This window comes from Neptunitalea chrysea, from assembly GCF_027924145.1.
Taxonomy (GTDB): domain Bacteria; phylum Bacteroidota; class Bacteroidia; order Flavobacteriales; family Flavobacteriaceae; genus Neptunitalea; species Neptunitalea chrysea.
Genome location: NZ_BRVP01000006.1, coordinates 164,376 through 178,989, shown reverse-complemented (window position 1 = coordinate 178,989; position 14,614 = coordinate 164,376). Strand labels below are relative to the sequence as shown.

Genomic DNA, 14,614 nt, shown 5'->3' with positions numbered 1-14,614 from the left:
AGTATATGGTGATAATGAATTAAGTGTAATGTATTAAAGTTTCGGGGTGTGTTTTCACCCCAAAACTTTTTATTCTTCTAATCTGATATCTAAACCTAAACCTTTAAGTTCATGCATTAATACATTGAACGATTCTGGTAATCCTGGTTCAGGCATTGGCTCACCTTTAACAATGGCCTCATAAGTTTTAGCTCTACCGATAACATCATCAGATTTAACTGTCAAAATTTCTCTAAGCGTACTAGAAGCACCATAAGCCTCTAATGCCCAAACCTCCATTTCTCCAAAACGCTGACCTCCGAACTGCGCTTTACCTCCAAGAGGCTGCTGAGTAATAAGAGAGTAAGGTCCAATAGAACGTGCGTGCATCTTATCATCAACCATGTGCCCCAGTTTAAGCATGTAAATAACACCTACTGTAGCTCGTTGATCGAAACGCTGACCGGTTCCTCCGTCATATAAATAAGTATGACCAAATCTTGGAATACCAGCCTCATCAGTTAATTCATTAATCTGATCTAAAGAAGCACCGTCAAAAATAGGAGTAGCAAATGTTCTACCTAATTTAAGACCAGCCCAACCTAATACAGTTTCATAAATCTGACCAATGTTCATACGAGATGGTACCCCTAATGGATTCAATACGATATCTACTGGGCTACCGTCTTCTAAGAATGGCATATCTTCTTCACGTACAATACGAGCAACAATACCCTTGTTACCGTGACGACCCGCCATCTTATCACCTACTTTAAGCTTACGCTTTTTAGCAATATATACTTTGGCTAACTTCATAATTCCTGATGGCAATTCATCTCCAACAGAAATTGTAAACTTGTCTCTTCTTAAAGCTCCTTGAAGATCGTTTAACTTAATTTTATAGTTGTGTAACAAGTCAGCAACTAATGCATTGGTAGCATCATCTGTTGTCCAGTTACCAGGAATTAAGTGTGCAAAATCATCTACAGAGTTAAGCATTTTTAAAGTATACTTTTTACCTTTTGGTAACAACTCTTCACCTAGGTCATTCATAACTCCCTGAGAAGTTTTACCATTAACTAGGTTGAAAAGTTTTTCTATAAGTCTATCTTTTAATGCTTCAAATTTTGAACTGTATTCAAGCTCTAATTTAGAGATATCCTCTTTATCTTTAGCTCTCTTACGTTTATCTTTAAGTGCTCTCGCAAATAATTTCTTGTCTATTACAACACCATTTAATGATGGAGAAGCCTTTAACGATGCATCTTTAACATCTCCTGCTTTATCTCCAAAAATAGCACGTAATAATTTCTCTTCCGGAGTAGGATCAGATTCTCCTTTAGGTGTAATTTTACCAATTAAAATATCACCAGGCTTAACCTCTGCACCCACACGAATCATTCCGTTTTCGTCAAGATCTTTAGTAGCTTCTTCAGAAACGTTAGGGATATCATTAGTTAACTCCTCAGCTCCTAATTTGGTATCTCTAACTTCTAAAGAATACTCATCTACGTGAATAGATGTAAAAATATCTTCTCTAACAACTTTTTCAGAAATTACAATCGCATCCTCAAAGTTATATCCTTTCCAAGGCATGAAGGCAACTTTCATGTTACGTCCTAAAGCAAGCTCTCCACCTTCGGTAGCATACCCTTGACATAACACCTGACCTTTAACAACTCTATCGCCTTTTCTAACAATTGGCTTTAAGTTAATAGAAGTACCTTGGTTAGTTTTACGGAATTTAATAAGATTATATGATTTAGAATCGCTATCGAAACTTACTAAACGCTCATCATCAGTTCTATCATATTTGATAGTTACTTTTTGAGCATCTACATACTCTACTTCTCCGTCTCCCTCTGCATTAATTAATACACGAGAATCAGAAGCTACTCTACGCTCTAAACCGGTACCTACAATAGGAGCCTGAGGACGTAATAAAGGAACTGCCTGACGCATCATGTTAGATCCCATCAACGCACGGTTTGCATCATCGTGCTCTAAGAAAGGAATTAACGAAGCAGAAATAGAAGCAATCTGGTTAGGAGCCACATCCGTATAGTGAATCTGTGAAGGCTCTACTACAGGGAAATCACCTTCTTCTCTAGCAATAACCTTATCTACTGTTATAGTACCATCTTCTCCTACAGGAATGTTTGCCTGAGCAATCATCTTATCCTCTTCTTCTTCAGCACTTAAATAATCAAATTTGCTTAAATCTACTTTACCATCAGTTACGGTACGGTATGGCGTTTCAATGAATCCCATGCTGTTTACCTTAGCAAACACCCCAAGAGAAGAAATCAAACCAATGTTTGGTCCTTCAGGAGTTTCAATAGGACATAAACGACCATAGTGTGTATAGTGAACATCACGCACCTCGAAACCAGCTCTTTCACGAGAAAGACCTCCTGGTCCTAATGCAGATAAACGACGTTTGTGAGTTATCTCTGCTAATGGATTCGTTTGATCCATAAACTGAGATAACTGGTTGGTACCAAAGAACGAGTTAATAACAGATGACAGCGTCTTAGCGTTAATCAAGTCGATTGGTGTAAATACCTCGTTATCACGAACATTCATACGCTCACGAATGGTACGAGCCATACGAGCAAGACCAACACCAAACTGCGCTGATAACTGCTCACCTACAGTACGTACACGACGGTTAGATAAGTGATCAATATCATCAATCTCAGCTTTAGAGTTAATTAACTCAATTAAGTACTTAACAATGGTGATAATATCTTCTTTCGTTAAAACTTGTTTATCCATAGGAATATCAAGTCCTAACTTTTTGTTCATTCTATAACGACCAACTTCACCTAAGTTATAACGTTGATCAGAGAAGAACAATTTGTCAATAATACCTCTTGCTGTCTCCTCATCAGGCGGTTCAGCATTACGTAATTGACGATATATATGCTCTACCGCTTCTTTTTCAGAGTTGGTAGGATCTTTTTGCAATGTATTGTGAATAATAGCATATTCTGCAGACTGACTTTCTTCTTTATGTAAAAGAATCGTTTTAACATCAGCCTCTAAAATTTCCTCTACATGTTCTTTTTCTAAAATAGTATCACGATCTAAAACTATCTCGTTTCTTTCAATAGATACTACTTCACCGGTATCTTCATCAACGAAGTCTTCATGCCATGTATTTAAAACACGTGCAGCTAAACGACGTCCTAATACTCTTTTTAATCCTGCTTTAGAAACTTTCACCTCTTCTGCAAGGTCGAAGATTTCTAAAATATCTTTATCTCTTTCAAAACCAATTGCTCTAAACAATGTAGTTACAGGCAATTTTTTCTTTCTATCAATATAAGCGTACATTACGCTGTTAATATCAGTGGCAAACTCTATCCATGAACCTTTAAATGGTATAATTCTGGCAGAATATAATTTAGTACCATTAGCATGGAAAGATTGACCAAAGAAAACCCCAGGAGAACGGTGTAACTGAGAAACTACAACGCGTTCTGCTCCATTGATAACAAACGTACCACTTGGTGTCATATAAGGAATAGTACCTAAATACACATCCTGAACAATAGTTTCAAAATCTTCATGCTCAGGGTCTGTACAATATAGTTTTAACCTTGCTTTTAAAGGTACACTATACGTCAAACCTCTTTCAATACATTCTTGAATTGAATATCTTGGTGGATCTACAAAATAATCTAAAAACTCAAGTACAAACTGGTTTCGGGTATCAGTGATTGGAAAATTTTCCTTGAAGGTATTGTATAGACCTTCATTGCCTCTTTCTTCAGATTTGGTATCCAGCTGAAAAAAATCCTGGAATGACTTAATTTGAATGTCTAAGAAATCCGGATATTCAGGAGTATACTTTGCGGAGGCAAAACTCAATCTTTCAGTCTGATTTAATAACATCAATGGACAAAATTTAGATTAGAAAATATAAAACGTATACAATTATATACATAAAAGGGTTTAGGTCTTAAGGAGATTAATCCCAAGACCTAAACCAAATTTTTACAGCTTTGGTAGCTGCAATAAAACTTACTTAAGCTCTACTTCAGCTCCAGCATCCTCTAAAGACTTCTTAAGACCTTCAGCCTCATCTTTAGAAACAGCTTCTTTAATTGTAGAAGGCGCACCATCTACGATATCTTTAGCGTCTTTAAGACCAACTCCTGTTAATTCTTTAACTAACTTAACTACAGCTAATTTAGAACCACCAGCAGCTTTTAATACTACATCAAATTCAGTTTTTTCTTCAGCAGCAGCTTCTTCACCACCAGGACCAGCAGCTACAGCTACAGCAGCAGCAGCAGGCTCAATACCATACTCATCTTTTAATATAGTAGCTAACTCATTTACTTCTTTAACTGTTAAGTTAACTAATTGTTCTGCGAATTCTTTTAAATCTGCCATTTTTCTATCGTTTAAATTTTAAAATAAATATAATTGTTAAAGTGCGTATCGAAATTATTCTTTTTCAGATAAAGTTTTAATAATACCTGCCAATTTACCTCCACTCGATTGAAGAGCAGAAACAACATTTTTAGCAGGAGATTGAAGTAACGTAATGATATCTCCAATAACTTCATCCTTAGATTTAATACTTGATAATGCATCTAATTGATTATCGCCAACATAAATAGCTTCTTCTACAAAAGCTCCTTTTAAGATTGGTTTTTCAGATTTCTTTCTAAAATCCTTAATCAATTTAGCTGGTGCATTTCCAACTTCAGAAAACATTAAAGAGGTAGCACCTTTTAATACTTCAGGTAAATCTCCAAAGTCTTTGTCTGAAGCTTCCATTGCCTTTGCAAGCAATGTATTTTTTACAACTGCTAATTTAATATCAGCTTTAAAACAAGCTCTACGTAATTTAGAGGTAGTATCTGCATCTAATCCAGATATATCTGCTAAATATATTATATTGTTTTCAGCCAACTGCGCAGTTAAATCTTCAATTACCGTTGATTTTTCTTCTCTAGTCATGATCTAAATTTTATAACTACCAATTAAACTGCTTTCGGATCAACAGGGATACCAGGACTCATAGTACTAGACATACAAATAGACTTAATATAAGTTCCTTTAGCTGCAGTTGGTTTTAATTTAATTAATGTTTGAAGCAATTCATTAGCATTCCCTTCAATCTGCTCAGGAGAAAAAGATGCCTTACCAATAGCTGCATGAACGATTCCGGTTTTATCAACTCTAAAATCAATTTTACCAGCTTTAACTTCAGCAACAGCTTTAGCAACATCCATTGTTACCGTACCTGTTTTTGGGTTAGGCATTAAACCTCTAGGACCTAAGATTCTACCTAATGGACCTAATTTACCCATAACGCTTGGCATAGTAACAATAACGTCAACATCTGTCCAACCGTCTTTAATTTTCTGAAGATATTCATCTAAACCTACATAATCGGCACCAGCTGCGGTAGCTTCTGCTTCTTTATCAGGTGTAACCAACGCTAATACCTTAACGTCTTTACCAGTTCCATGAGGTAATGTTACAACCCCTCTTACCATTTGATTAGCTTTACGTGGATCTACTCCTAAACGTACTGCTACATCTACAGATGCATCAAATTTAACGTAACTAACTTCTTTAACTAAAGCTGAAGCCTCTTGTACTGAATACAATTTATTTGGTTCAATCTTTGCTAAAGCTTCTTTATGCTTTCTTGTTAATTTTGCCATTTTTCCAGTCTTTAAGATTTAAAAAGGCTTTTCACCCGAAACAGTTAATCCCATTGATCTTGCTGTACCTGCAATCATACTCATTGCTGATTCTACAGTAAAAGCATTAAGATCTTGCATTTTATCCTCAGCTATTACCTTAAGTTGTTCCCAAGTTACGCTAGCTACCTTCTTACGATTTGGCTCTCCGGATCCCTTTTTAACCTTAGCTGCCTCCATTAATTGAACTGCTGCTGGGGGAGTCTTAATTACAAAGTCAAATGATTTGTCTTTGTAAACGGTGATAACAACTGGTAATGTTTTACCTGGTTTATCCTGTGAACGCGCATTAAACTGCTTACAGAATTCCATGATGTTAACACCGGCAGCTCCCAAAGCAGGTCCAACCGGTGGCGACGGATTCGCAGCACCTCCCTTAACTTGTAGTTTAACTACTTTACTTACTTCTTTTGCCATTGTTCGAAAATTAATGAAAAAGTGTGCCCACTAAGAAACACACTCACATTTATAATAATTAAAATTATACTTTCTCTACTTGCATATAACTTAACTCTAATGGTGTTTTTCTTCCAAAAATCTTAACCATCACTTCAAGCTTACGCTTTTCTTCATTAACCTTTTCAACAGTTCCATTAAAACCATTAAAAGGCCCATCTATCACCTTTATAGTTTCACCAACAGAATACGGTATCAACACATTATCTGTTTTCACAGATAACTCATCTACCTTACCTAGCATACGGTTCACTTCAGATTTTCTTAAAGGCACAGGATCTCCACCTTTCACCTCTCCTAAAAACCCAATAATTCCGGTAATTGATTTTATAATATGCACTACTTCACCACCCAAATTAGCTTTCACCATAATATACCCAGGAAAGTAAACGCGCTCTTTATTTATTTTTTTACCATTTCTGATCTGAACTACCTTTTCGGTAGGAACTAAAACATCATCAACATAATCAGAGTACCCTAAACGAGCAATCTCATTTTCAATATATGTCTTAACCTTATTCTCCTGACCACTTACAGCTCTAACTACATACCACTGCTTTACTAGACCATCTGCCATCGATTCAAGTTTTATAAGATTATTTAAATAAGTCGAAAAAAGAACTCATCACAAACTCCAATGCTTTATCTACACCAAAAATTGCCAAAGCAAAAACAACTGAAAAAGAAGCCACAACTACCATCAATTTTTGCCCCTCAGCCCATGTAGGCCATGTAACATGGTGTTTTAACTCGTCAAATGATTCTTTAATGTATGTCACAAAACCTGCCATTATCTCGATTTTATATTGCACGGGTGGAGGGATTCGAACCCCCATCAACGGTTTTGGAGACCGCTATTCTGCCATTGAACTACACCCGTAGAAAAAGGCACTTCAAAGAAGCACCTTTGAGATTATAATAATTAAATAAATTATTCTAAAATTTCAGTTACCTGACCAGCACCTACTGTTCTACCACCTTCACGGATAGCGAAACGTAGACCTACAGAACAAGCCACTGTGCTTAACAACTCAACAGTAATAGTTAAGTTATCACCTGGCATAACCATCTCGATTCCATCAGGAAGCGTAATAGTACCAGTAACATCAGTTGTTCTTAAATAGAACTGTGGACGGTAATTATTATGGAATGGAGTATGACGTCCACCTTCTTCTTTTTTAAGGATATAAACCTCTGCTTTAAATTTAGAGTGAGGAGTAACAGAACCTGGCTTACAAATAACCATACCTCTTTTGATATCAGATTTCTCGATACCTCTTAACAAAATACCTACGTTATCTCCAGCTTCACCTCTATCTAAGATCTTACGGAACATCTCAACCCCTGTAATAGTAGAAGTTAATTTTTCAGCACCCATACCAATGATCTCAACAGGATCACCTGTATTAGCAACACCAGTTTCGATACGACCTGTAGCAACAGTTCCACGACCAGTAATTGTAAATACATCCTCGATAGGCATTAAGAAAGGCTTATCTACATCACGCTGTGGTAATTCAATCCAGTTATCAACAGCTTCCATTAATTCCATTACAGAATCAACCCATTTCTGATCTCCGTTTAATGCTCCTAAAGCAGAACCTTGGATAACAGGACCATTATCTCCATCATACTCATAGAAAGAAAGTAATTCTCTTACCTCCATATCAACAAGCTCTAATAACTCCTCATCATCAACCATATCACACTTATTCAAGAAAACAACGATTCTTGGAACACCTACCTGACGACCTAATAAGATATGCTCACGAGTTTGCGGCATAGGACCATCTGTAGCAGCTACAACAAGAATAGCTCCATCCATCTGAGCAGCACCAGTTACCATGTTCTTTACGTAATCGGCGTGACCTGGACAATCAACGTGTGCGTAGTGACGGTTAGCTGTTTGATACTCTACATGAGAAGTGTTAATTGTAATACCTCTCTCTTTTTCTTCAGGTGCATTATCGATAGAATCGAATGAACGCATTTCAGAAAGACCAGCATTAGCTAAAACAGTAGTAATAGCAGCAGTCAAGGTAGTTTTACCGTGATCCACGTGTCCAATAGTACCAATATTTAAGTGCGGTTTGGAACGATCGAAAGTTTCCTTTGCCATGATTTAATAATTTTAATCTTAGTTATATATTAGTGTTCAAATTTTGCTTCGCATCGAGCCAACGACGGGAATTGAACCCGTGACCTCTTCCTTACCAAGGAAGTGCTCTACCCCTGAGCTACGTCGGCTTAAATTGATGTACTCTTCTAGAGCGGGAGACGAGGTTCGAACTCGCGACATTCAGCTTGGAAGGCTGACGCTCTACCAACTGAGCTACTCCCGCAATTTAATTTCAGTGGGGAGAGCAGGATTCGAACCTGCGAAGGTAAAAACCAACAGATTTACAGTCTGTCCTCGTTGGCCGCTTGAGTATCTCCCCGATATCATTATTATTAAGAACTTCTTTGAGCCGATGGAGGGACTCGAACCCACGACCTGCTGATTACAAATCAGCTGCTCTAGCCAGCTGAGCTACATCGGCTTTTTTACATAAAAAAAGTCCGCTATTTCTAACGGACTGCAAATGTATATATTTATTTTTTTAATCAAAACATTTTTTGAAAAATTTTTATCTTAAGCATTCGCCCTTACTTTTTCTTTTCTTTTAATAAGTATGCGCTCTAAAGAACCTACCACATCATCTACTCCCTCCTCAAAACTCTTACGTTGTTTTTTCACAATAAACTCATCTCCAGGAACAGACACCTTAATCTCAACAATCTTATTTTCTTTAGCACTGGTGTTTTCAACCTTTAGGTAGACGTCTGCACATATGACTTTGTCATAGTAATGATCTAATTTATCTAATTTTTTTTGGATAAAATCAACTAATTTTCCATCTACCGTAAAATTTACAGATTGTGTGTTTACTTTCATTTTACTCAACATTTAAAGTTCAACATTTATTTTATTCTGTGAAACTTCTATTGTTTGTTTCTGGGGTGCGCCCCAGCATAACTCTTCTTTAGCTCCGCAATACTAGTATGCGTGTAATTCTGAGTAGACGCCAAACTCGCATGTCCTAACAATTCTTTCACAGAATTAAGATCAGCACCATTGTTTAGTAAGTGAGTCGCAAAGCTATGTCGTAAAACATGTGGACTCTTTTTTACCTTTGATGATGCTATACTAAAATAGTTATTTATTAATCGATAAACAAATGATTCAGAAACTTTATTTCCGGCCTCACTTACAAATAAATAATTAACACCCTGATCTATTGTTATTTCAGCACGCAAACCCCTGTATTTCTGAAAAGTTTCTATCACAAAGGGTAACAATGGCACAATACGTTCTTTATTACGTTTACCCAAGACCTTTAAAGTACACATACTCAAATCTATATCAGACATCTTTATATGAATCAACTCACTCCGCCTTATACCTGTAGCATAAAACAACTCTACCACTAATTTATTCCTAATCCCAACAAAAGAATTATCTGTATTCAAAACCTCTAAAACTTTTGTGATCTCCGATTCCGAAAAAGGAACTTCAGCCTTTTGAGCCACTTTTAAAGGAACATGTTTAGCCAAAGGACTTACCTCAATTTTACCAACTTTAAGCAGAAATTTATAATACGCCTTTAAAGAAGCTATTTTTCTATTTATACTCCTATTAGATATCCCATCTGAAACCAATTGAATTATCCAACTCCTTATTAACACATAAGGCACCTCGTCTATCACCTGAACATCATGCGCTGCTAAACAATACCCTTTGAAAAAATCAATATCCTTTACATAAGCAAGCACCGTATGTTTGGAATGATTCTTCTCTGACTCTAAATACCTTATAAATGCTTCTAATGAATCCATACCTAAGTAATTCTACACACCAATATAAACAAAAAAATCCCGCGTATAGCGGGATTCTAAATTTATTATATAAGATCAATATACTTATACTTGTTCCTGATCTCTTAAATGCTGAACATATTGAGCTTTCTGAACTTCTACTCTTTTAGCAACAGAAGGTTTTGTAAACTGTTGACGCCCTCTTAGCTGACGCATAGTACCAGTTTTATCAAATTTTCTCTTATAGCGCTTTAATGCTCTATCTATATTTTCTCCTTCTTTAATCGGTATTACTAACATATCTTTATCACCTCCTCTCTTTTGGAACGGCAAAATTAAGAATATAATTTTTATACCAAAGAAAATTTTTAATTATTTTGTAGACCAAACAGTATACCCATGTGGTGGTGCCTGAATTTTAACCCAAGTACCTGACTGTGTGGTTGGTTCCCAAGAGGAATTTCCTGTATAATCTTTAATTACCGTACTACTCCAGTTAGTTGGCACCCATCTTTCTAACCAACTATCACTATTATTAATATACACAATTAATCCGTTAGCATTGTACCCATTTCTTTTTGCTATGTACTCATCATTATCTACATGTAGTATTTCGGTACTACCACTAGCCAAATTGTTATGAATCCAAATTAAATTATTTAACGCATCCTTATCTAACCACTCTTCATAATCCTGATAAAATACCGTAGGATACCCCTCATGCGTTAAAATATACGCATAGGCTAATATTTTATTATTATAAATTTCATCGGTATCATGATTCGCTACAAAGGTAACTGCTCTAGACGCATTTGTTTTCCATAACATATCTCCATTTAAATAGGTTAAATCGTTATTCGATAAAGCATCTCTCATAGCATAATAACATGCAAAATCAAACGCACTAGCATTTGCTTCGCCTGTCCACCAATCTAAGGTAGAAACATTACTATCCCAGTACTCGCCTACTGCAAATCCTCCAACTTCGTTTACCCAATCATGAACTACCCAAGGCTCAAATCCTTTAACATAATCAAAACGCCAACCATCAAAGCCCATCGTATTCATATAATACTTAGCCACCGAATTAGAGTTATTCCATAACCAATCTTGAACATAGGTTTTATGGTGACACATATCAGGATACCCCCCAAAAGAACCTGAATCATAACTATGATAATCGTTAGGATGGAAATCGTAATAAGATCTAAGGAAATTACCAGAGGCCGGTTGAAAATCTGTCCAAGTACTATCGCTTACAAACGGATTAAATTCATAATTACCACCGCTATTATGATTTATCACAATATCAGCAATAACACTCATATCAGCACTATGGGCTGTAGAAATAAGATTTTGAAGCTCTGTTAATGATCCAAAACGAGTTTCAATACTTCCCATCTGGTCATAACTACCAAAATCATAATAATCAAACGGATCATACCCCATAGAAAAAGGTCCGTTTTGAGCTTTACTTGCCGGCGGCAACCAAATAGCATCTATACCCGCACTACTCCACGAAGCAATTTTAGTAGATAGGGTATCCCACCACACACCACCTGCTGGAACATCCCAATAGAATGCTTGCATCATAACTCCAGAACCGGCACTTCTAAATCCGTTTAAATCAACGGTTTTCTTAACAATGATATCTTCTGTAGCCTCTTCTTGAAGATTAAGATCGTCTTTTGAACAACCTACAATAGCTACTAAAATCAAAAAACTAAAGAATAAATTTGCTTTTTTCATATTTTACTGGTTTAATTTTTATCAATTTACAATATTAAACCAGTAAAAAATACAGTATAAGCAAAACACCACTTACTTAAACGTTATAGTGTTAATAACTTCTTAAAATACAAGCCTTATTCGGCAAGTATTTTTCGTGAAATAACTACTTTTTGTATTTCGGTAGTACCCTCCCCTATAGTGCATAATTTAGCATCTCTATAAAATTTTTCTACCGGAAAATCTTTTGTATAGCCATACCCGCCATGTATTTGTATAGCCTCATTAGCTATTGACACACATGCCTCAGATGCATACATCTTTGCCATTGCTCCAATTTTGGTGACAGGTTTATGCGCATTTTTAAGAAAAGAAGCCTTATGTATTAAAAGCTCAGACGCTTCTATTTGCGTAGCCATATCAGCCAATTTAAAAGACACTCCTTGAAATGCACTAATTGGCTTTCCAAACTGTACACGCTCATTAGCATATTTAAGTGCCGCTTCATAAGCTCCTTTAGCTATCCCTAAAGAAAGTGCCGCAATAGAGATTCTACCTCCATCTAAAATTTTCATCGCTTGGATGAACCCTTCTCCTATCTCCCCTAATCTATTAGCGTCTGGTATTCTACAATCCTGAAAAACCAACTCTGTGGTTTCGCTTGCACGCATACCTAATTTATCTTCTTTCTTTCCGCTAGAAAAACCAGGAGTTCCTTTTTCTATTACAAAAGCTGTCATTCCTCTGCTATCTCCTTTCTCTCCAGTTCTAACAATCACCACGGCAACATCACCACTTTTACCATGGGTAATAAAGTTTTTAGCTCCATTAAGAATCCAGTAATCACCTTCCTTAACAGCAGTAGTGTTCATTCCTCCTGCATCGGAACCCGTATTATGTTCTGTTAACCCCCAAGCACCAATCCATTCTGCTGTAGCCAATTTTGGTAACCATTTCATCTTTTGCTCTTTTGTTCCAAATGACAAAATATGATTTGTACATAATGAATTATGCGCAGCCACAGATAACCCTATTGATGGGTCTATTTTTGAAATTTCTTCTATAACAGCAACATATTCATGATATCCTAATGCCGACCCTCCGTAGATTTCAGGTACCAAAACTCCCATAAATCCAAGTTCTCCAGCTTTCTTAAATACCTCTACCGGAAAGGTTTGGTTTTCGTCCCATTCTCTAACGTAGGGTTTAATATATTGTACCGCAAAATCTCTTGCCGATTCTGCTACCATTTGTTGAGTTTCTGAATACTCAAAGTTCATGTTAACTGATGTCTCTATATCCATATATTTATACTTATCCTTATAAAATTATTTTAGTTAAAAATAAAGGATTTATCAAAATTATTACTGTATTTGTTATTTATTTTTAAAAAAATTGGGAAGTAATTATCTACTATATAATTTAACTTATCTATCCATCGTATTTCAAAGGTAGTAATATTTAATTTGACACCTTTATATTTTAAAATAGATTTAGCAATTATAGTGATAGTAACTTGACTTTTACCGTATATAATTACAGAACTTTATAGGCATTTAAGGATTCTACTACAAAAAAACTTATTTCTATTAAAAAAATGTATTGCTAAACTAGTATTCAAATTACCGTTCCACAACATCATCATCTTCAGAATATAAATTTGGTTTCGGCTTTGGTGGTATCCTTAATACCCTATAGACAAATAAGCAACAGACTAATCAAAATACCCTGTACCAATAACATCGTACTAATTGTTGCTAAATACATACTATACTTTAAGTTTATTATAAGCCATTTAGACCAAATAATAAACAAATACAAGCAACGCTATAAGTAACACTTATCAAATAATATATATTTTAAGCAGACTAATCCCCTCAAAACTCAGTAGATTTAGACATACGCCATTACAAAATTGGCAAACACACGTTTAACTAATTCTTGTAATAGGTATTTTATTCTTTTATGTAAAAATAAAGAGGCAGTCGTTTTACAATCTTAACGGAGAGACTATCTATCTGGGAAAGCTCATCAAAACTATTAATTATTCCCTTTTTACTGCGATATATCAGTATTGATTTTGCCATACTATATGTAAGATAAGGATTCTTACTAAGCTCTTTAAGTGAAACAGAATTAATATCTAATTTGTCAATTTCAGGCGAAGTACCAACCGTATACGCTTCTAATAAACGTGTAATCAATGCCTCTTCCATTCCCCAAATTTCATATAGCTGATCATCAATACTAAATCCATGAAGCTTATTTCTATACGCTAAAATTCTATTAGCATATACGTTTCCTATTCCTTTAAAAACAATTAATTCTTCCTTTGTTACCGTATTAATATCCTTTTTTATGGCATTAGGAGTTTCAGTAAAGTCAATTTTAATTACCTTATTAGTAATTCCTTTATTAGTAGTTATTGATTTATTTTTCTTTTGAGTCCATTCCGGGAATTTAAAATATGAAGATATACTGTCTAATAAAACATCAGAAACCATAGTTACCTTTTGAAACTCTTTAGCCGAGTTCACAAACTTACCCTCTTTACGATATTTTAACAATCTATCAATTTCTTCGACTGACATCCCTAAAAGATATCCTTTACGATCATCGATATAATTAGGATTAAAGAAAAGTGGTTTAGATTTTAACACAGCAGATGCATTGGCAATACTATCAATATAGATATTCATAGCAATCGTATTTTCTGTATTTATATATTCATCATCATTATGCAACCAACGAAAACCAATATAAGCAGTTTGTAATACAGCAATAAGGAGAAGTAAAGAAAAAATCCCATTTCGTTCCTTCTTATGAAATCTGAAATGGGATTTTAAATTTTTCATATTATGTCTAAT

14 protein-coding genes and 5 tRNA genes are annotated in these 14,614 nt (G+C 35.4%); all 19 read right to left on the bottom strand.

The features are described from left to right. Window positions 1-69: 69 nt before the first annotated feature. The 19 genes from rpoB to NBRC110019_RS05935 all read right to left on the bottom strand — a co-directional run bounded on the left by rpoB (window position 70) and on the right by NBRC110019_RS05935 (window position 14,602). Window positions 70-3,879 (bottom strand): DNA-directed RNA polymerase subunit beta, encoded by a 3,810-nt coding sequence (gene rpoB, locus NBRC110019_RS06025; protein ID WP_281753265.1) that lies wholly within the window; start codon window positions 3,877-3,879, stop codon window positions 70-72. A 129-nt stretch (window positions 3,880-4,008) separates the two neighbouring features. Then, window positions 4,009-4,383, bottom strand: coding sequence for a 50S ribosomal protein L7/L12 (gene rplL, locus NBRC110019_RS06020; protein ID WP_281753263.1), 375 nt, complete (start codon window positions 4,381-4,383; stop codon window positions 4,009-4,011). A 54-nt stretch (window positions 4,384-4,437) separates the two neighbouring features. Beyond that, window positions 4,438-4,956, bottom strand: coding sequence for a 50S ribosomal protein L10 (rplJ, locus tag NBRC110019_RS06015; protein ID WP_281753261.1), 519 nt, complete (start codon window positions 4,954-4,956; stop codon window positions 4,438-4,440). 23 nt (window positions 4,957-4,979) lie between these two features. Then, the gene (rplA, locus tag NBRC110019_RS06010; protein ID WP_281753259.1) at window positions 4,980-5,669 is read right to left on the bottom strand and encodes a 50S ribosomal protein L1; all 690 of its coding nucleotides are present in this window, start codon (window positions 5,667-5,669) and stop codon (window positions 4,980-4,982) included. A gap of 18 nt (window positions 5,670-5,687) precedes the next feature. After that, on the bottom strand, window positions 5,688-6,125 hold the full coding sequence (rplK, locus tag NBRC110019_RS06005) for a 50S ribosomal protein L11 (RefSeq protein WP_281753257.1): 438 nt from the start codon (window positions 6,123-6,125) through the stop codon (window positions 5,688-5,690). 64 nt (window positions 6,126-6,189) lie between these two features. Next, on the bottom strand, window positions 6,190-6,741 hold the full coding sequence (nusG, locus tag NBRC110019_RS06000; RefSeq protein WP_281753254.1) for a transcription termination/antitermination protein NusG: 552 nt from the start codon (window positions 6,739-6,741) through the stop codon (window positions 6,190-6,192). Between the two features lie 19 nt (window positions 6,742-6,760). Then, window positions 6,761-6,955 carry a preprotein translocase subunit SecE gene (secE, locus tag NBRC110019_RS05995; protein WP_281753252.1) on the bottom strand — a complete coding sequence of 65 codons (195 nt, stop codon included), beginning with the start codon at window positions 6,953-6,955 and terminating at the stop codon, window positions 6,761-6,763. A gap of 18 nt (window positions 6,956-6,973) precedes the next feature. Next, window positions 6,974-7,044 (bottom strand) — tRNA-Trp (locus tag NBRC110019_RS05990). Between the two features lie 51 nt (window positions 7,045-7,095). Next, window positions 7,096-8,283, bottom strand: a complete 1,188-nt coding sequence (gene tuf, locus NBRC110019_RS05985; protein ID WP_281753250.1) for an elongation factor Tu — start codon at window positions 8,281-8,283, stop codon at window positions 7,096-7,098. Between the two features lie 56 nt (window positions 8,284-8,339). Further along, window positions 8,340-8,411 (bottom strand) — tRNA-Thr (locus NBRC110019_RS05980). Window positions 8,412-8,433: 22 nt separating this feature from the next. Continuing rightward, a tRNA-Gly gene (locus NBRC110019_RS05975) sits at window positions 8,434-8,506 on the bottom strand. A gap of 13 nt (window positions 8,507-8,519) precedes the next feature. After that, window positions 8,520-8,602, bottom strand: a tRNA-Tyr gene (locus NBRC110019_RS05970). Between the two features lie 28 nt (window positions 8,603-8,630). Beyond that, window positions 8,631-8,704: transfer RNA gene (locus NBRC110019_RS05965), tRNA-Thr, on the bottom strand. A 92-nt stretch (window positions 8,705-8,796) separates the two neighbouring features. Further along, on the bottom strand, window positions 8,797-9,099 hold the full coding sequence (gene hpf / locus NBRC110019_RS05960) for a ribosome hibernation-promoting factor, HPF/YfiA family (RefSeq protein ID WP_281753248.1): 303 nt from the start codon (window positions 9,097-9,099) through the stop codon (window positions 8,797-8,799). A 47-nt stretch (window positions 9,100-9,146) separates the two neighbouring features. Then, window positions 9,147-10,040: a tyrosine-type recombinase/integrase gene (locus NBRC110019_RS05955; RefSeq protein ID WP_281753246.1), complete on the bottom strand. Its 894-nt coding sequence runs from the start codon at window positions 10,038-10,040 to the stop codon at window positions 9,147-9,149. Window positions 10,041-10,124: 84 nt separating this feature from the next. Further along, window positions 10,125-10,319 (bottom strand): 30S ribosomal protein S21, encoded by a 195-nt coding sequence (rpsU, locus tag NBRC110019_RS05950; RefSeq protein WP_281753245.1) that lies wholly within the window; start codon window positions 10,317-10,319, stop codon window positions 10,125-10,127. Window positions 10,320-10,391: 72 nt separating this feature from the next. Beyond that, a complete protein-coding gene (locus NBRC110019_RS05945; RefSeq protein ID WP_281753244.1) occupies window positions 10,392-11,768 on the bottom strand; it encodes an alpha-amylase in 1,377 nt (458 codons plus the stop codon). 116 nt (window positions 11,769-11,884) lie between these two features. Then, on the bottom strand, window positions 11,885-13,027 hold the full coding sequence (locus NBRC110019_RS05940; RefSeq protein WP_281753289.1) for an acyl-CoA dehydrogenase family protein: 1,143 nt from the start codon (window positions 13,025-13,027) through the stop codon (window positions 11,885-11,887). Window positions 13,028-13,702: 675 nt separating this feature from the next. Continuing rightward, window positions 13,703-14,602 carry a ComEA family DNA-binding protein gene (locus NBRC110019_RS05935; protein ID WP_281753242.1) on the bottom strand — a complete coding sequence of 300 codons (900 nt, stop codon included), beginning with the start codon at window positions 14,600-14,602 and terminating at the stop codon, window positions 13,703-13,705. Window positions 14,603-14,614 lie beyond the last annotated feature (12 nt).